Genomic DNA, 16,735 nt, shown 5'->3' on the forward strand with positions numbered 1-16,735 from the left:
AGCAATCACATCACCGAAATTAAGCATCTCCGGTCTTGGAATATAGCAGAGAGCTGCGAACGGCAAGGTGCTGTGAATCCAACGGGGTCTAAGACCGCAGCATGGTATCAAACGGTGAATATGGGAACTCGGGAGACCCAGGATGCTCTCCCAAAAGGAGTATGTGATATCAAGCCTATAAACGGTAAGATATTGCAAATAACATTCTGGGAGTCGGATCAGTTCGTAGTACCGTTGAAGCAGGGTAATTCCTGTGGAGGGAAGGGACTGACAGAAGTATGGGTGACTTCAGGGTCACATCTACCACACTTAGAGGTGGGAAATAGATGACAACAAAACTGATGTCTAAGAACTCTAAAAGCTACACAAAAACGCATAGAGGATGTGCTTCTGAAGAGCCGGATGAGGGAAATCTTCAAGTCCGGTTCTGTGAGGGGGCTCATAGTATAACCCTGGGGCTATTACCTCAATAAAAGGTGGGCTATGGGCTCTACTCGACAGATTACAACTCTGTGATCTCTGCGTCCTCCGTGATTGATTATCCTTACCGAATTTATTTTCAATTTTCAGGAAAAACAGTAGAAACCGCAGAACAAAAGTTCTGCAGTTTTATTCCTTCCCGAAGAAGCTTCTCATCATCGGGTGCATTTCCATCATCTGCTGGCTTGCAATATCCTCATATAACCTGTACATGATACTTACTGTCAGCAACAGGCCTGTTCCGCCTGCGCCGCCAAGAGTACCAAGTAAACTTGCAATGAGTGTAAGAATCCCGATAAATGCCCCGCCGATAACTGTTACTTTGGGAACATACCGCTGCATTACTCGTTCAAGTGTCCCGCTGCTTCTGCGGTAGCCTGGGATCTGCATTCCTGACTTCTGGATCTTTGCTGCGACCTGCTTTGCACCCATCCCTGTGGTCTCGACCCAGAAAAGAGCAAAGATTATACCACCAATGATAAGCATGGACGCATCAGTGAAAACATGCAGGAGTATCTTCCATAACGCAGGCTCTGCAAAGCCAAGACTCGTGAATCTGGGCCCAACAAGAGAAGGTATCCAGTCACTTGGCCCGTTTATGGGTGAAAGGAAATACATAAGACCACCCACAGGCGTTCCATCTCGTGCATAAATTCCCAGTGTCGTTATACCTTTGCTTGAAAGAATCAGGCCTATCATCTGGATATTTGCCTGGAGCGCCCTTACAAGAATCATAGGCAAAACGCTTGCATAGATGAGTTTTACAGGGAATCGCCCGCGCGCTCCTCTTACAGCAGCATGGGCAAGAGGTATCTCGATACGCGTGCTTTCCACATAAACAACCATTAGATAGATACCGATTGTACTAAACAGTGCAAGTATTCCTGCATTGTAGAGGAATGGAACCGTATTATTAACGATATAATTCAAATCAATCCCTGAGGTCGGACCTGCCATGTATATCCATTTGGGAATGATACCAATCGGGACTACTCCCGTTTCATCGGTATTCCAGTTAAACAGACCCTGGACTATCTGTTGCGATACGCCGGCGATAATAAACAATCCAACACCTGAGCCTATGCCCCACTTGGAGACTATTTCATCCATGTAGAGAATTAATACACCGCCCATACAAACCTGAAGGAATAGCAGCAGTGTTATAAAGCTCACGTCAACGCCAAGCGTCGCTGCAAGCCCTGCATCTGCTTTCATAAATCCGCCAAGAATCTGCGGCAGGGCTTCAAGAGCGATCATTACAAAAACAAGAAGTTTCTGCAAACCCTGGAAGATGGCCTGTTGATGTGGATCTGTCAGATCCATTTTTATGACATTTGCTCCCACAAGCAATTGCAGCACTATTGAAGCTGTCACTATCGGACCTATTCCCAGGACCATCAGTGAACCTGAGGCTCCGGCGAAGAATGCCCTGTAAAGTTCGAACAGATCGATCGAGCTTTTATCCAGCCCGAATAGCGGGATATTGGCCAAAACGAAATACAGGACAAGAATTCCCAATGTCCATCCAAGTTTTTTCTTAAAATGCACATGGCCTTCCGGGCGTGTAACCGCAGGAAGACGGTTCAATAGGGGTGCAAGACTTTCAAATGCCATATTTTTTTACTCTTGTTTTATCTATTCTGGTTTTTCTAAAGGGGAAATTATCTGCCCTTTAGCTTCTTCAATCTTCTGCTTTGCGACAGACGAGAACTCGGAAGCGGTTACGAATAATGGTTTGGTTACTTTTCCACTTCCAAGAACTTTTTCAATACCGATGCTGCCAAGGTCAATGTGGAATGCATTTCCTTTCTGTTCTGCAAATCCATCTATTACCAGTTGCTCAATTGCTTCATCGATCTCTCCTATATTCACGATTATCAAATCTGATGTCACGGACTGCGGGCGTTTGAAACCGTGCTTACCAAAACTCAAGCCGCGCTGCATTGAGCGGACAAAATGATGCTTGCATGTTCCGGCATTCCCGCGTCCACCGCTGCTTCCTCCGCCTCTTCTATTCTTATGCGTGCCTCCGCCGCATGTCCTTGATCCCCTGAATTTCTTGGTTTTTTGTTTGCTCATGATAATTACCTCATCTTGGTTAACAGGGCATTGATCTGGGTTCCGTGGAATCCGAGATCTCCTCCTTCCTGGAAAGTTCTCTTGGTACCCTTCAAGCCTTTTCTTGCCGGATGCATCCTGAAAACAGGTTTCATTTTAGGAATGTCAGAGATTGATGTGCTTCCTTCGCATATGGCTTTAGCCAGTTCTTTGAAGGATTTGAATTTTGTGTTCTCGCTCAGGTATTTCTCAGTAAGATCATTTCCGCCTTCGAGCTTGCCTCTATTCTCAAGCATTTCTGCAAGTGTTTCCGGGGTTATGACGCCCCATGCAACGTAATCCTTTGCTTTATGGATCATTCCATGGTAGGTGGGCGTTTCAGGGACTACCACACAGTGATTTACCCTGTCAAGGTGTAACATTCTTAATGTATCCCTGATATCCTGCCTGGTTTTTACTTCTCCGCGAAGTTTTACTATAGCGTACATTTTTCACACCTTCATAGTTGTTGTTTTTATAAGTGCATCAAAAGTCGCTTTTGCGAAATTAAGGGTTGTTCGCGTTTCACCGCTAACGTTTGTCCATACGTCTTTTATTCCTGCAATTTCAAGCACTTTTTTAGCAGTCCCGCCTGAAGCAATCCCGAGTCCGCGGGGAGCAGGTAAAAGCCTGACTTCCACACTTCCGGTTTTACCCTTTACTTCAAAAGGTACTGTATGACCCTGTCCGCAGCCGCATTCCCATGAGCCGCAGCCGCGTTTAATACCGATCACATTCATCTTGGCAGTGTCTATCGCTTTTCGGATAGCTATTCCAACCTGGACATCTTTTCCCTCTCCAATACCTATGAAACCATCACCATTACCAACGATGACTGTTGCCCTGAATTTTACTCTTCTTCCTGAGTCTGTCATTCTTTGGACCATATTGATATCAAGAACTTCATCTCTGATCTCGGGCAGCAATGCATCCACAATCTGGGACTCTCTTATCGGCAATCCCGATGCAAGGGCTTCACTCATTGTTGTAACCTGTCCCTCCTTGACCAGTTTACCCAGTCTTGTCTGAGGGAACCATTCCTCTTTCTGTTGTTCAAATCCTTTGTCTCTCATTTTATTCACCTGAATTCGCCCTCGATCTTTTGTTTAACGGTCTGGAATTGTTCTGCAATATTGGTTTTCCTGTATTTGTCAATATGCTTGCCCATGATCCTGTCTTCCGATGGGAATATTGCGGGGTCATGGGGTATGTCAAGACCTGCATCTACAGCACCTTTTAATGCTGCAAACAGCAGTCCACCCTTGGTAGTATGGTACAATCCCAGGTCAGTTATTGCCTCTGTCTGCCCTTTTTTCTTTGCCCTGTATCCGAGCAATAATCCTGCCAGATACGCTGAGGTGATATTTCCGGTCGGGGCAGTATAGCCGTATTTTTTTAAATCCTGTGTGTTGGCCGAGACTAGTGTTGAATCTCCTGCTGATTGAGGTACTATTATCTGTATCTGCGTGTTTTTCAGGCTTTTTCTGATCACAAGCCTGGGTTTTTTTGATATCAACAATTGCTTTCTTGTGCGATAATCCGTTTTGCCCATCCGGACTCTTCTGAATTTTACTTTGTATCGTGATCCTGTTGCCATATTCAAGCCTCCCTGGCTTTAAGCTGTTCTACATGGGCAATAAGATGTGCCCTGCTTCTGTATTCTCCGCCTTTGGCTTTGCGGTATAATTTCCTGTATGTTGAGACTTCGATGGTCTTGTTCTCTTTCATTTCCTTAAGCTGGCTGCGCAATGCACGGATCTTTTTCATCCATTGTTCTTTCTTAGGGTTCCTTGCGCCTTTTGCTCCGGACCTTGAACCATGGCCTTTCCTGTGTCCGTATGCACGTGTCTCATCAACTTTTCTGGCTCTTCCGCGGCTTACTCCCCGGATATTTCTTTTTCCGATCTTCTCTTCGCTGATCAATTTACGGATATCTTCCCGCGTAAGAGCTGTTGCTATATCCTTGAATGCTTCGGGATCCATCCATACGCGGTTGACCCCGATATCCATAACTTCTGCCGCAAGTCTTCTCTGATTTGCAAGATCTGTCATTTTAATCTACCTTCTGTGTGGGATTTAGAATCTTCAATCCCAATTCTGCAGCTTTCATTTCGATAATGCTGCGCTTTCTTGCTCCAACTGTTCTGCCTATTCTTCCAGCCTGCCTGTCGGTCTTAAGAGATTCAACATCTTTAATATTATTTACAATGATCTCTTCAAATCCTGATGGATGGAGCCCGCGAACAGCCGCCGGACTTCCATATCCTGCTTCTACAAGAGGACATTTTCCATGCTTTGCATACCGTGTCTTATTATGTATGCCGTCAGGTTTCCTCCAGTAATCTGCAAGCTTCTTCTTTTTATGGGAATCTGTCTGCTTGAATGTGGGTTTCTTGCTTTTCTGTTTTTTTCTTATATTAAGAAGTCTTTTTGTTTCTGTATCGAGTGTGATAGTAACAGGTGATGCCTCGATTTTTTCAGCAGTCTCCTCTTCTGTCTTTTCTTCTTCGATCACTATCTGGTCTGCAGCAGCTTTGATCTTCTGGCCAAGTTTTTCGCCGATTCCTTTTATGCCTGCAATCTCTTCTTCGCTTGCATTTTTTATAGATTCTATTGTCTCGAATCCTGTATCATAAAGAATTTTCGCTTTAGCCTTGCCAACACCATCGATAGTTGTAAGTTGTTCGATCGCTTCATTTTCCATATTTTCACCTTCCTTACTGTTCCACCAGGTAAATTCCGTCCTGGAACACCCTTGGGTCAAATCTTTTGATCTTTGTAGCCTGGCGGATATTGGCTGCTGTCTGCCCTACATCTTCCTTATTGATACCATTCAGTATGACCTGGTCACCTTTTATTGTGACTTTGGTATTACCCAGGATATTGGCTTTTCTTGCCTTCTTTTCGCCCAGGAAATTAGCAATTATTACTTTGTTCCCTTCGGTCTTTATCTGGATAGGGAAATGTGAATAAACGACTTTCATCTTATATTCGTATCCCTTAGTCACGCCCGCGATCATATTTTTTAAGTGGGACTCATACGTACCAAGGATAGCGAGCTGTTCTCTTCGTGGAATGTTTGTCTCCACAGTAAGTTCGGAATCAGCCTTCTTTATGGCAACTCCCGGATACCAGAGTTTTTTCTGGAGCTGACCCTGCGGGCCTGATATCGATACGTTCGTGGTGTCGATGTTAATATTGACGCCTTCAGGGATCTCTATAGTTCTTTTTGTTTCCATACTATCACCTAATAAACAAAAGCAAGTAATTCTCCGCCAATACCATTATCCCTGGCTTCACTGTGGGTCATGACACCCTCAGGAGTTGTCAGGATAATAGAACCGAAGCCCTTTGCTGGCAAATACCGCTTTTCCCATTTCTCAAAATCGGTATTCTTCACGGCATGACGCGGTCTGATTACTCCGCATTTGTTGATTTTTCCTTTAAGCTGTACCTTGAAATTGCCCGATTTCCCATCATCGATGAATTCGAAATCGCCAATATAAGCTTTATCCTTCATGACTTTAAGCACGTTTCCTATTAGTTTTGAAGCGGGCTTGATAGTGCAATCTGGTTTGCCTATGGTTTCTGCATTTTTTATTGTTGATAATGCATCTGCAAGTGGATCTAATAACATTGTAATCACCTATGTATATTTCTCAAAGCCCATCTGGTATGCTGTGTCCCTGAAGCACTGTCTGCAGAGGTATAATCCATATTTCCGGACTAGCCCCTGTTTCCTGCCGCAGCGTTTGCAGGCATTGGCACCGGCTCCAAATTTTTTATTACTTCGTTCCATTTAAATTACCTCCACACCGTATTTCTCTTTAACAAAAGAAATTACGTCGTCTTTTTTCAATCTATGATCATGGGATACTTTGTGTTTCTCAATTTTTCTTGACTTTATCCTGTATCCCGCTCTTTTTAGAGCCACATTGATATCCATTCCGTATATCCCGATTGAGGGATCGTATTTCATTCCTGGAAAATCAGTATGTTCCTCAACCCCGAATGAAAAATTCCCATTTTCATCGAATTGTGTTGCACTTATCTTATTTTCAATGATCTTCAATGCGGTTTTAAGGAATTCCTGGGCATGGAGTCCCCTTAAGGTCACCTTGCATCCGATCGGTTCATGTTTCTTGATTGAAAAATTCGGCAGCGTTTTCTTTGCCATGGATCTGACGGGTTTTTGCTTGACTATGGTACCGAGTAATTTTTCTGCATTGGTCAATCGCTCGCCTGATTCTCCTGTACAGATATGTACAGTCACTTTATCAATTGAAGGTGTTCTCATCGTATTCATTTATACCACCTTGATCTGTGGTGTGGTTTCACCTATTACATATACATAATCTTCAATTGTCTCAAATTCAGTTTCATTGGATATTGCTACCATGTTCGTTCCTGAGCCTCTGACTTTTCGGATCTGTTTAATCTTCCCGATTTCACCCGAATGTTCGCCACCCACGATCATTGCAAGATTTCCGGTTTTGTAACCTATGTGTTTCATGATCTTGCGGTCAGTATCAAGAATTACTGTATCAAAAGTCTTGTAATCATTGGATGCAAGGACATTAGTACCGTCATGCAGGTTAAGCTGTACAGCCCCTTTTCTAACAATTGTTTTATTGTTTATCCTGCATAGTTTTCCAGCATTTGCATCTTCTTTGAACAGTTTGAACCTGTTCTTTGAATCAAAAAGAACACGATAGTATTCATTAGTAGCTGGTAATGATATTATATCGAAAAGACCAATCATGTATTTATAGTCTGTTCTTATCACACCGTCTATGCAAATGTTCTTTTCATTAATTATCCTTTTAGCTTCCCTGGCATTGTTTGCGATCTTAAGGATGTCACGTACGACCACAAGTAGCGGAATACCGGTTTCCGTTGAATGGGCTCCAGGATTAGCTCCAACTACCCAGTGATATGTTTTTCTGGTAATAGGCCATGATATGGGCGCGGCTACTCTTTTCTGATGTGTTGCCATTTAATCACCCAGGCGTTTTTCATCTTTTGTTTCTAATTTCGTTATCATTACATTCGAAGGTTGTACAGGTCTTGGCACTTCTGTGCCGTCGGATTTTGTAACACTTACACCATCAACGGTAATTGTCATACTTGTAAGATTTACTTTTGCTACCTTTCCTTCTGTACCTTTATGGTCTCCGCGCATTACTTTCACAGTATCTCCTGCATGGATAGGAATGCTTTTGATTTCATGTTTTTCCCGAAGTTCAGGACTTAACATCGCACCCATGAATTTATGCCTGATATGGAGAGGCGCCTGATACCTGGATTTTCTTTGTTTTCTTGGTTGTGTTGATACCATTTTTCTCACCTAAACTATTATCGAAGCTGCGGATGAAATTTTAGAATAGCGTTCCGCTGCTTCCCTGGCTACAGGTCCTTTTATTTCCGTACCCTTGGGCACGCCTTCATCATCTACGATCACTACTGCATTATCTTCAAAAGAAACCCTCATTCCATCGGGGCGCCTGAATTCTTTTTTCTGGCGTATTATAACAGCTTTGAACATCTGTTTCCTTGTTTCCGGGGTTCCTTTTTTGACACTTACTATAAGAGTATCTCCTACACCACCGCGAGGCATTCTGTTCCTGACACCGCGATATTTCAATACAGATATGACTTCTACAATTCGCGCACCTGTATTATCAGCAACTTCCATTCGTGCTGCTGTATTTATTGAGCGGGGTATTTTTGCCTTCATCCCTCTCATTTTAGCACCTCTATTATTACATAGGATTTTGTCTTACTCAAAGGGCGGCATTCAGCAATCGTTACTTTTGCACCTTCTTCTGCATTCATGCAGGGAGGATTATGAGCATGTACTTTGGTTTTTCTTTTCTCGTATCGCTCATATTTTGTGTTCTTTTTCACATATGTTCTCTGTACGACCACTGTTTTATCCATTTTGTCGCTTACAACTACTCCACTTAAAACCTGCCCTCTGACCGGCAGGGTTCCATGAAATGGACAATTCGGGTCTATGCATTCTTTTGTTGGCGGTTGAACATCCAACCCAATATCGCGTGTCATTATTATACCTCTTTTATTTCCTGAATTTCTTCTTGAATTTTGTCTGGATTCTGTTTTCGGGTTGCGAGAGCAATAATCTTCCGTCAACTTTTAGTGTCAAAGGCAAGTAACGTTTGCCGTCAACCGACGGAATTGTGAATCTAAAAGATGAACAGGATTTTGGAATGTTTTTTTCCTGGACATCAGTTTCTATGGTCAGTAAATTCTTTGTTTCATTAACTATTTTTCCCTCAATTCCGATGAGGGACATGTTCGTGCTGTCCACTACCTGTGTATCAAGACCTATGAGTTCATGGTGTATGATATTGTGTGGTGTCAGCTTCATTATTTATTTTTCTCCGTCTGGATAGTTCTGATCCTTGCTATCGTTCTTTTTATTTCTTTCATTTTTCCCGGACTTTCAGGTGCGCCGCCTGCTGAAGCAATAGCGCGTTCCCTGATCAACTCCATTAATATTTTATCCAGTTCCTCTTGCCTCTCATCATTGTTCATTTTCCGTATTTCATCACTTCTCAATATTGCCATGACTACTCCTCCATCTTATGAGTGCGTGATGCCGGGTGCCAGTAATCGTATTGCGCATGTTTATGTTCTAAGACATCGCCATGCATCCTTTCCTCGATATTACCAGTATGGATCTCTTCAGGAACTGTTTCCTTTGCTGTTTCAGGTGCTGGTCTGGTTATCTCCGGTTTTATCTCCGGTTTTTTTTCGGCAGGAACAGGTGCAGCCTTTACGAGTTCTTTAATGCCTTCCGGTTTCTTTCCAGCAGCTGCAGCTTCCTGTGGAACTGCGATCTCTGTTGTCTTAAACCTGCCCGGAAGTTTAACGCTTGGCCGGATTAACCTTACACGGCATCCGATAACTCCAAGTTTCTTTATCGCAATGGCAAAGCCTTTATCAACCAGTTCCATTGCAGGGTTACCTGCATGGAGCATATTGCCTGCCACGAATTTTTCAGTCCTCTTCCTGGGGCCTGTCAATTTGCCGGCAATATCAATTTCGCATCCGAGAGCTCCTGATTCCATTATTCTTCTTAGCATGTTATGGCCGGCTTTCCTGAAGTACAGGCCGCGTTCGATTGCTCCGGCCAATCTTGATGCCATCATCTGGGCATTCAGTTCAGGGATTTTTACTTCCTGGACATCTATTTGCGGATTATCAACACGGAAAACCGTTTCAAGGTCATGTGTCAACTTGTGAATCGTCCTTCCGCCTTTTCCGATTATCATTCCAGGCTTTTCAGCAAAAATTGTCACCTGGGTACCCATTGGGGTCCTGTTGATATTCATGCCTCCATAACCTGCTCTTTCCAATTGTTTTGAAAAGTATTCTGCCATCTGGGTTTTATCAAACCCGTTTTTGACGAACTTTTTCTCAACGCCCATTATTGCACCTCTGCTATCATTTCTACTGTAACTGTTTCCTGTCTCTTGGGCGTTGCTCTTCCCTGTGCTCTGGGGAACTGCCCCATATAACTATGGCCCTTCTTTGTTTCTACATGAATAATTCTCATGGATTCCGGATCAAGGCCTTTGTATGTGGCATTACTTTGTGCATTTTTTATAATACATAAAAATTCCCTGGCGGCTTTCTGCGGGTATCTGCCACTGCACATTCCTTTCCTGTGGGGGATATTCCGTGTGAATCTTTTATAAGGCACAGCCTGTTTCAATGCAGCTACATTTTCAAGAAATTTCTGCGCAATGTCGAGTTTCATGCCTTTGATGGCTGTTGCGATCTCATGTGCCTGTTTTCTTGAAATATGAAGTTCCTTTCCCATGGCCTTAGATGTTTTTTCAGGCGCGGGTTCAATAGAGAAATTTAATTTCATGTAAATCACTTCAATGGAACGAATTTGCTTGATTTTGTTGCACCGATACCTGCTGCTCCGTGAGAAACTTTCTTTCGTGTAAGCACAAACTCACCGAAATAATGACCCATCATCTCAGGAATAATATCGATCGGCACGAATTCTTTACCGCTATGGATAGCTATTTTCAAACCTACCATTTCCGGAAGAACTATCATGTCTCTTAAGTGCGTCCTGATATTCTGGTCCTTTATTTTAACTTTATGCAGTAATTTTTTATGATCCTCTGAAAATCCGCGCTGTATAGTGCGGCGCTGTCTTGAGGGAACAAGCAGTGCGAACTCATCATAACTTAACTTTTTGAGATCCTCTACGGATTTTCCTCTGAATGTGAATTCACCCTTTCTCTTTGGTATTTTCGATGATTCTTTTCTCGCCATTTAACTCACCTCTTTCCTGTCCTTCTTGCGGCAATAGAGCCGACTTTTCTTCCGGGCGGCGTGCCCCTTGCTACGGTCTTTGGTCTTCCAGGGTGCTGGCGTCCTCCGCCTCCGAACGGATGGTCAACAACATTCATTGCTACGCCTCTGCTTCTTGGCCATTTTCGTGCCCTTACTTTCATCCTGTAGAATTTCTTTCCTGCCTTGACGAACGGCTTCTCGGTACGTCCGCTTCCTGCGACGACCCCGATGGTTGCCCTGCATTTTGGATTAAGCCATTTCATCTCTCCACTTGGCAATTGCACTACGGTCTTACCCACATCATGCGCAACAAGTATCCCGTACATGCCTGAGGCGCGGGCAAATTTCCCACCATCGCCAGGCTGTGACTCTACATTACAGATTGGTATTCCTTCGGGTATTTCTGCCAGTACCAGGGTATTTCCCGGTTCCACTGGAGCTGAAATGCCGCACTGTATTGTCTGGTTGACTTCTGTGCCTTCAGGGATAAGCATCAGGCGTTCCTGCCCGTTGTCGAACGATATGCGGGCAATAGGAGCCGAACGTGCTGTATCGTGTATTATTTCAAGCACTTTTCCAGTTATAATTCCCTCTTCCACTTTCAAATGCATTAGATTCGCTTTGAATTTATGAGACGGTGCTGTATATGTAGGAGAACCTTTTCCCCTGCTTTGACCCATTACTCTTTTTCCCATTTTCTCACCTTAGAATATTCCTAGCCTTGAAGCAAGTTCTGTCGCAGTATTTGGGTCTGCGAAACTCACAATGGCTTTCTTTTTTCCTTTTGAGGTCATCATCATATTGACGCTTGCCACTTTTACTTTAAAAAGTGTCTCAACCTCTCTTTTTACATTGGTTCTGCTGTCATTGGTATCAACGATGAACTGGAGAACATTGTTATTTTCAGCCATCAGCGTTGCTTTTTCTGTGACATAAGGATGCTGTATCATTGCATTTTCTCCTCGAGTTTTGATATTGCTGACTCGGTATATATTGTCAGGCGTCCTGCATGCGTTCCAGGAGCCAGTAATTCTGCATTGAGCTGATCATAATTTACTACATCAACACCTGCAAGATTGCGTGCAGCCTTGACCACACCTTTGTCTTCAGCGGTGACGATCAGAATGCTTTTTGGCTGTTTATATCGCCTGCCCCTGAGCTTGCCTTTGCCTGCCCGGACCCTTGTATGTTTTGCTCTGATGATATCATCGTACAATTTGGCTGCCTCAAGGAATGATTTAACATCCTTTGTTCTTGTCAGGGCGCTAAATTCATCAGCAACGACTAATGGCAATAATGCAGAGAACTGGTGTCCTCTCTTTTTGACAAGTTCAAGATTTCCGGTCGCAGCAAGTGCTGATCTTATAGCTTTCTTTCGCTCCTTGTCGTTGATCTTTTCAGTCCTGTCAGTTTCAGGCTTGGGAGGATGTGCCTCTCTGCCTTTAACAGCCTGCGGGATTCTTGCTGCCTTGCTGCCATTCATAAGTCTGGCGACACGCGATACGCCTCTGCCTGGTCCCCACCCTTCAGCTGATGTCCTCATTCCCGCATACATATGCGGCCCATAAGGCTGCATGCGATTCGCCTGAGCCGCCAATACTGCTTTCTTAATTAGGTCGGGTCTGTATGGCTCATCGAACAATGTTGAAGTAATTTTTTTCGTAGATTTTCCAGATAAATCGATTATATTCAAATCCATGGGATCACCCCTGTTTTGACTCAAGGCTTATATACGTTATTTCAGGTGCCTGGCCCTTTGTTTGTTTCTTTGGTCTGATAGCGGGCCGCATGCGGACTAATCTCTTGACCGGTCCCGGTACGCTTCCCTTTATAATAACATAATCATTTCTGACAATACCGTAATTTATGAATCCGCCTTCAGGGGTAACGTTCTTTCCATCTTTACCCATCTGCATGATCCTCTTGTTAAATTCGGTTCTTTGATGATATCCTGTTTGCCCCAGTTGTGGAACTCTCCAGCTTACATGTGATGGATGCCACGCTCCGAGCGTACCGATCTCCCTGACACTTCCTGCTCTTGAGTGTTTGGCTTTCTGGAGCTGGATACCCCAGCGTTTTACAGGTCCCTGTACTCCTTTTCCTATTGTTATTCCTACAAGATCTATAACATCACCATTATTGAATACATCGTTTATGCTGATATTTTTCCCGATAAGACCTTTTGCATACTGGAAACGTGCCATAAGGTCAGTTCCACCTATGCTGTTTTCCATGATCTCCGGTTTTTTCTTGGGAATTCCTGTTACTTTATCGGGCATTGTGTACATTACCACCCTCAAATCCTTTGCAACACCGTCTTTAATAAGCTGCTCGATCCTGGCAATAGCTGCTGGCAAGTCATGTTTCTTGGGTACGGTTATTGCACGGTTGAGTTCCTTATCCAGCTCGGTTGTCCATGCTTCTGCGATAGCAGTTGCTCCATAAGTGGTATTTTTATATAGCCTGATAGCTGCTACTTTCATTGCAGGAACTTCCATAATTGTTACCGGTACTGAAATCTCCATCCCGTTCGTTAAACTGTTTGGGATTTCATCTCTCATTATGAGATGTGTCATACCGGCTTTGTACCCTGCAAATCCTAAAAGCTTTGGCTCCTTTTGTACATTTTGTGCAGGCCATGCTCTCACACGAGGTACTTCGCTTCTTGCTCTAACGCGCGGACTGAATCCAATAGAACCGCGTCTTGGTCTGTGCGGATGTGACATTTTTTCCTCCTTTTCGATAATATATAAATTAATACGCGGGAGTATTTTTACGGCAAGTGCAAACCCAATATGGGTTATTGCAATTATGTCTTCACAAATAGATTTTGACTTACACGCATTTTACGGGCATACGGTAGCCGCATTGGCCCTTTGCAATTCATCAAATCCGACTTTGATCGACTTCAACTTGCGTAATCTATACGCATCGTACTTTACGCCTTAAATGAATAAGAACTATATAATGCTTTGGTGATTAAATAGAAAAAATAATGCTGTACTTCAGGCCAATTTTCCCTATTCGCAGGGCGCAAGATAAAGCTTTTTATACCTTTTAAACTATCTACAACCTACTTGCACCGATGGTCTAGTGGCTATGACTTTAGCCTTCCAAGCTAATAACTCGGGTTCAAATCCCGATCGGTGCATCTCATTTTTCAAAAATAATTCTGAGGCTAAAGCCAGGAGTTTGGTTACGATCTCTTGTTCGGAAGTCAGGGTATTCGGAAGTACTGAACCTCCAGAAACCTACATGTCCAGAAATCTATATGAATAATGGAGTTGTATGCGAAGGAAAATGGAGATAAATAATTATGGGAAATATTAGACAAGGATATGTAAAATCATTAACAGCCCAATTACTTGAAAAACATAGTGATGCTTTTAGTCTTGATTTTAACCAGAACAAGGAAAACGTTACTAAATATACAGACGTCGAAAGTAAGATTATCAGGAATCGGGTAGCCGGGTATGTAGTGAGGCAATTGAGAGTTAAGGCTACAAGAAAGAGATAAGGATTTATGTTAAACGGTGTTCTGCCTGCTCTTATTACCCCCTTTACGAAGGATAATAAGGTCGACAAAGAAGGTTTACGGCAGAATATCGGTTTTCTTATCGAGAACGGAGTTTCTGGTATTGTTCCTTGCGGGACCACAGGCGAATCTGCGACACTTTCCATAGAAGAACATGAAAAGGTCATTGAGATCGCAATAGAATGCTCCACTGTTCCGGTTGTTGCAGGAACAGGTTCAAATAATACGACCGAGGCACTGGAATTGACCAATTCTGCCAGAGATGCAGGAGCAGATGCGGCACTTTTGATCACCCCTTATTATAACAAGCCCAATGACCGTGGAATGCGTGCTCATTTTAAGAAGATCGCCAATGAAGTTGATATTCCAATAATCCTCTACAATGTACCTTCGCGAACAGGTATCAATCTCAAGCCTGAGGTCGTGGCCGAGCTTGCAAAAGAGAGCAATATAATCGGTGTAAAAGAAGCAAGCGGCAACCTTGACCAGGTTACAAAGATCCTGGAACTTACCCAAGATGAGGATTTTGTTGTTTTTTCCGGAGATGATGGCCTGACACTCCCTATAATGGCAATTGGAGGAGCAGGAGTAATTTCCGTTGTAGCTAATATAGCCCCGAAGCTTACGGTTTCCATGGTCGAGGCGTTTCGCGATGGGAATTTTGAAGAAGCAAGAAAATTGCATATTAAGCTTGCTCCTCTCATACGCGCAGTCTTTCTGGAGACAAATCCTATCCCGATCAAGAAAGCTGTTGAACTTATCGGACTTCCTGCCGGGGATTTGAGGCTTCCTCTTGCTCCCATGAGCCAGGATAATGAGCGAAAGCTGACAGTTGCTTTAAATGACCTTCATCTTTTGAAATTGAAGTGATCCTATGATAAAAATAGCCGTAACAGGTGCCTGCGGAAAAATGGGCGGCCTTATTATTGAAAATGTCCTGAAATCAAAAGAGATGAAGCTTGTATCCGCCATTGATGTCACAAATATAGGCAGGGATATAGGCGAGGTCATGAGGACAGGAAAGCTGGACATCCCTGTAACGGATGCAAATGATATTGAAAATGTCCTGAAAAAGTCAAAACCTGATGTTCTTATTGATTTCACGATAGCCCTGGCCGCTGTGAAAAATGTAACTGCCTGCGCGAGGAATAAGGTCAATCTGATTGTGGGTACGACAGGTTTCACAAAAGAGCAAAGAGCCGAAATGGATAATGCAATATCCGAAAATAATATCAGCGCAGTCATCACACCAAATTTTTCGATAGGTGTTAATGTTTTCTGGGGCTTGCTTGCAGAAGCTGCAAAGCGGCTTGAGGATTATGATATTGAAATAATAGAAGCCCACCACAACCAGAAAAAGGATGCCCCCAGCGGTACTGCCTTAAAGGCTGCTGAGGTTATTTCAAATACGCTTGGCAAAAAAGAGCTGGTATATGGGAGACACGGGATTGCTCCCAGGCATAAAGAGATAGGCATCCATGCAGTACGCGGCGGGGATATCGCGGGAGACCATACAGTGCTTTTTGCGGGTGACGGCGAGCGAATCGAGATAAAGCACCAGGCGCATAGCAGGCAGGCATTCGCAAAAGGGGCTGTGACAGCTGCACTCTGGGTCTCAAAAGCACAACCGGGCATATATGAAATGGCGGATGTTCTGGGGATCAAATAAATATAATAGATGATCACAAATAGTTGATCACAATGACTGAAGATGAGAATATCAAACCAAAATTACTTGTAGATTGTGTTGGACTCTATTGCCCAATACCGATTTTTAATACAACCACTGAAATGGAAAAATTAATGCCGGGTGAAGTCCTGGAGATGGTTACCGGAGACCCTGCTGCTGTTCAGGATATCCCGCGATGGGCAAAAAGGGCAGGACATAAGTTGATAAAACTATTCAAGGAAGGCGAACAGTTCCATTTTCTAATACAAAAAGGTTAATTATTACCATTTCTTTTTTTGAATCAAAAAGAATGCCATTAATGTCAGAATAATAATGAGGATAGAAAAACCTCTCAGATGATTAATTGTAGTTCCTTTAGGCTTAAAACTTAGCAAATTTTGCTATCACTATTTTAGGTATCATAATATTCCTTGATTTTTTGGGTTTTTTTATTTTTTGTTCATGTAAAATTTTTTTAATATAGTGATTCTACTATTGCTCTGATGAGGGAATCTGTTAGCGATTATCAAAAACGTGGCATTACTGAGATGATTTTCTCAAAATGGCTATTAATAAACAATAGAAAACTAATCAGTACTTTTTTCTACTTTTTA

The 16,735-nt window shown here is 43.1% G+C and carries 30 protein-coding genes and 1 tRNA gene; 7 read left to right on the forward strand and 24 right to left on the reverse strand.

Annotation, left to right across the window (positions count from 1 at the left end; translation table 11 throughout):
• The first annotated feature begins 120 nt into the window (after positions 1–120).
• Both CL181_RS19695 and CL181_RS20820 read left to right on the forward strand, forming a co-directional pair.
• Positions 121–330 carry a hypothetical protein gene (locus CL181_RS19695; RefSeq protein ID WP_141398802.1) on the forward strand — a complete coding sequence of 70 codons (210 nt, stop codon included), beginning with the start codon at positions 121–123 and terminating at the stop codon, positions 328–330.
• Complete coding sequence (locus CL181_RS20820; RefSeq protein WP_217993091.1) at positions 327–473, forward strand: hypothetical protein; 147 nt, start codon at positions 327–329, stop codon at positions 471–473. The genes CL181_RS19695 and CL181_RS20820 overlap by 4 nt, the downstream gene beginning before the upstream one ends.
• A gap of 136 nt (positions 474–609) precedes the next feature.
• Here CL181_RS20820 and secY read toward each other — a convergent pair whose 3' ends face one another.
• Genes secY through CL181_RS05240 form a run of 24 tightly spaced genes read right to left on the reverse strand, consistent with a single transcriptional unit; the run spans position 610 to position 13,643 of the window.
• Positions 610–2,094 (reverse strand): preprotein translocase subunit SecY, encoded by a 1,485-nt coding sequence (gene secY, locus CL181_RS05130; protein WP_097298171.1) that lies wholly within the window; start codon positions 2,092–2,094, stop codon positions 610–612.
• A 21-nt stretch (positions 2,095–2,115) separates the two neighbouring features.
• Positions 2,116–2,559, reverse strand: coding sequence for an uL15m family ribosomal protein (locus tag CL181_RS05135; RefSeq protein WP_097298172.1), 444 nt, complete (start codon positions 2,557–2,559; stop codon positions 2,116–2,118).
• Between the two features lie 5 nt (positions 2,560–2,564).
• Positions 2,565–3,026 (reverse strand): 50S ribosomal protein L30, encoded by a 462-nt coding sequence (locus tag CL181_RS05140; protein WP_097298173.1) that lies wholly within the window; start codon positions 3,024–3,026, stop codon positions 2,565–2,567.
• A 3-nt stretch (positions 3,027–3,029) separates the two neighbouring features.
• Complete coding sequence (locus tag CL181_RS05145; RefSeq protein WP_097298174.1) at positions 3,030–3,650, reverse strand: 30S ribosomal protein S5; 621 nt, start codon at positions 3,648–3,650, stop codon at positions 3,030–3,032.
• 5 nt (positions 3,651–3,655) lie between these two features.
• On the reverse strand, positions 3,656–4,174 hold the full coding sequence (locus tag CL181_RS05150) for a 50S ribosomal protein L18 (RefSeq protein ID WP_097298175.1): 519 nt from the start codon (positions 4,172–4,174) through the stop codon (positions 3,656–3,658).
• A 2-nt stretch (positions 4,175–4,176) separates the two neighbouring features.
• Entirely contained in the window at positions 4,177–4,629 is a 453-nt protein-coding gene (locus CL181_RS05155; protein WP_097298176.1) for a 50S ribosomal protein L19e, read from the reverse strand.
• 1 nt (position 4,630) lies between these two features.
• Complete coding sequence (locus CL181_RS05160; RefSeq protein ID WP_097298177.1) at positions 4,631–5,281, reverse strand: 50S ribosomal protein L32e; 651 nt, start codon at positions 5,279–5,281, stop codon at positions 4,631–4,633.
• Positions 5,282–5,294: 13 nt separating this feature from the next.
• A complete protein-coding gene (locus CL181_RS05165) occupies positions 5,295–5,816 on the reverse strand; it encodes a 50S ribosomal protein L6 (protein WP_097298178.1) in 522 nt (173 codons plus the stop codon).
• 8 nt (positions 5,817–5,824) lie between these two features.
• Positions 5,825–6,214, reverse strand: a complete 390-nt coding sequence (locus CL181_RS05170; protein WP_097298179.1) for a 30S ribosomal protein S8 — start codon at positions 6,212–6,214, stop codon at positions 5,825–5,827.
• Positions 6,215–6,223: 9 nt separating this feature from the next.
• Positions 6,224–6,376 (reverse strand): 30S ribosomal protein S14, encoded by a 153-nt coding sequence (locus CL181_RS05175; protein WP_097298180.1) that lies wholly within the window; start codon positions 6,374–6,376, stop codon positions 6,224–6,226.
• A complete protein-coding gene (locus tag CL181_RS20125; protein WP_176505077.1) occupies positions 6,377–6,874 on the reverse strand; it encodes a 50S ribosomal protein L5 in 498 nt (165 codons plus the stop codon).
• Between the two features lie 9 nt (positions 6,875–6,883).
• Entirely contained in the window at positions 6,884–7,573 is a 690-nt protein-coding gene (locus CL181_RS20130) for a 30S ribosomal protein S4e (protein WP_176505069.1), read from the reverse strand.
• Positions 7,574–7,915, reverse strand: a complete 342-nt coding sequence (rplX, locus tag CL181_RS05185; RefSeq protein ID WP_097298181.1) for a 50S ribosomal protein L24 — start codon at positions 7,913–7,915, stop codon at positions 7,574–7,576.
• Positions 7,916–7,924: 9 nt separating this feature from the next.
• The gene (locus CL181_RS05190) at positions 7,925–8,323 is read right to left on the reverse strand and encodes a 50S ribosomal protein L14 (protein WP_097298182.1); all 399 of its coding nucleotides are present in this window, start codon (positions 8,321–8,323) and stop codon (positions 7,925–7,927) included.
• The gene (locus CL181_RS05195) at positions 8,320–8,643 is read right to left on the reverse strand and encodes a 30S ribosomal protein S17 (protein ID WP_097298183.1); all 324 of its coding nucleotides are present in this window, start codon (positions 8,641–8,643) and stop codon (positions 8,320–8,322) included. Before CL181_RS05195 ends, CL181_RS05190 begins: the two co-directional genes overlap by 4 nt.
• A 13-nt stretch (positions 8,644–8,656) precedes the next feature.
• Positions 8,657–8,968: a ribonuclease P protein component 1 gene (rnp1, locus tag CL181_RS05200; protein ID WP_097298184.1), complete on the reverse strand. Its 312-nt coding sequence runs from the start codon at positions 8,966–8,968 to the stop codon at positions 8,657–8,659.
• A complete protein-coding gene (rpmC, locus tag CL181_RS05205) occupies positions 8,968–9,168 on the reverse strand; it encodes a 50S ribosomal protein L29 (RefSeq protein WP_097298185.1) in 201 nt (66 codons plus the stop codon). Before rpmC ends, rnp1 begins: the two co-directional genes overlap by 1 nt.
• A 2-nt stretch (positions 9,169–9,170) precedes the next feature.
• Positions 9,171–10,031, reverse strand: a complete 861-nt coding sequence (locus tag CL181_RS05210) for a 30S ribosomal protein S3 (protein ID WP_097298186.1) — start codon at positions 10,029–10,031, stop codon at positions 9,171–9,173.
• Positions 10,031–10,477, reverse strand: a complete 447-nt coding sequence (locus tag CL181_RS05215; protein WP_097298187.1) for a 50S ribosomal protein L22 — start codon at positions 10,475–10,477, stop codon at positions 10,031–10,033. Before CL181_RS05215 ends, CL181_RS05210 begins: the two co-directional genes overlap by 1 nt.
• A 5-nt stretch (positions 10,478–10,482) precedes the next feature.
• Positions 10,483–10,896: a 30S ribosomal protein S19 gene (locus CL181_RS05220; RefSeq protein ID WP_097298188.1), complete on the reverse strand. Its 414-nt coding sequence runs from the start codon at positions 10,894–10,896 to the stop codon at positions 10,483–10,485.
• A gap of 5 nt (positions 10,897–10,901) precedes the next feature.
• Entirely contained in the window at positions 10,902–11,612 is a 711-nt protein-coding gene (locus tag CL181_RS05225) for a 50S ribosomal protein L2 (protein ID WP_097298189.1), read from the reverse strand.
• 9 nt (positions 11,613–11,621) lie between these two features.
• Entirely contained in the window at positions 11,622–11,867 is a 246-nt protein-coding gene (locus tag CL181_RS05230) for a 50S ribosomal protein L23 (RefSeq protein WP_097298190.1), read from the reverse strand.
• Positions 11,864–12,616 (reverse strand): 50S ribosomal protein L4, encoded by a 753-nt coding sequence (gene rpl4p / locus CL181_RS05235; RefSeq protein ID WP_097298191.1) that lies wholly within the window; start codon positions 12,614–12,616, stop codon positions 11,864–11,866. The genes CL181_RS05230 and rpl4p overlap by 4 nt, the downstream gene beginning before the upstream one ends.
• Before the next feature lie 4 nt (positions 12,617–12,620).
• Entirely contained in the window at positions 12,621–13,643 is a 1,023-nt protein-coding gene (locus CL181_RS05240; RefSeq protein ID WP_097298192.1) for a 50S ribosomal protein L3, read from the reverse strand.
• A 353-nt stretch (positions 13,644–13,996) separates the two neighbouring features.
• On the opposite strand from CL181_RS05240, the gene CL181_RS05245 reads away from it, so the two are divergent.
• The 5 genes from CL181_RS05245 to CL181_RS05265 all read left to right on the forward strand — a co-directional run bounded on the left by CL181_RS05245 (position 13,997) and on the right by CL181_RS05265 (position 16,399).
• Positions 13,997–14,068, forward strand: a tRNA-Gly gene (locus CL181_RS05245).
• Between the two features lie 165 nt (positions 14,069–14,233).
• The gene (locus CL181_RS05250; RefSeq protein ID WP_097298193.1) at positions 14,234–14,434 is read left to right on the forward strand and encodes a 30S ribosomal protein S17e; all 201 of its coding nucleotides are present in this window, start codon (positions 14,234–14,236) and stop codon (positions 14,432–14,434) included.
• 6 nt (positions 14,435–14,440) lie between these two features.
• On the forward strand, positions 14,441–15,322 hold the full coding sequence (gene dapA, locus CL181_RS05255; RefSeq protein ID WP_097298194.1) for a 4-hydroxy-tetrahydrodipicolinate synthase: 882 nt from the start codon (positions 14,441–14,443) through the stop codon (positions 15,320–15,322).
• Between the two features lie 4 nt (positions 15,323–15,326).
• On the forward strand, positions 15,327–16,121 hold the full coding sequence (gene dapB / locus CL181_RS05260) for a 4-hydroxy-tetrahydrodipicolinate reductase (protein ID WP_097298195.1): 795 nt from the start codon (positions 15,327–15,329) through the stop codon (positions 16,119–16,121).
• A 32-nt stretch (positions 16,122–16,153) separates the two neighbouring features.
• Positions 16,154–16,399: a sulfurtransferase TusA family protein gene (locus CL181_RS05265; protein WP_097298196.1), complete on the forward strand. Its 246-nt coding sequence runs from the start codon at positions 16,154–16,156 to the stop codon at positions 16,397–16,399.
• The last annotated feature ends 336 nt before the right edge of the window (positions 16,400–16,735 follow it).

The sequence above is a fragment of the Candidatus Methanoperedens sp. BLZ2 genome (genome assembly GCF_002487355.1).
Classification (GTDB): domain Archaea; phylum Halobacteriota; class Methanosarcinia; order Methanosarcinales; family Methanoperedenaceae; genus Methanoperedens.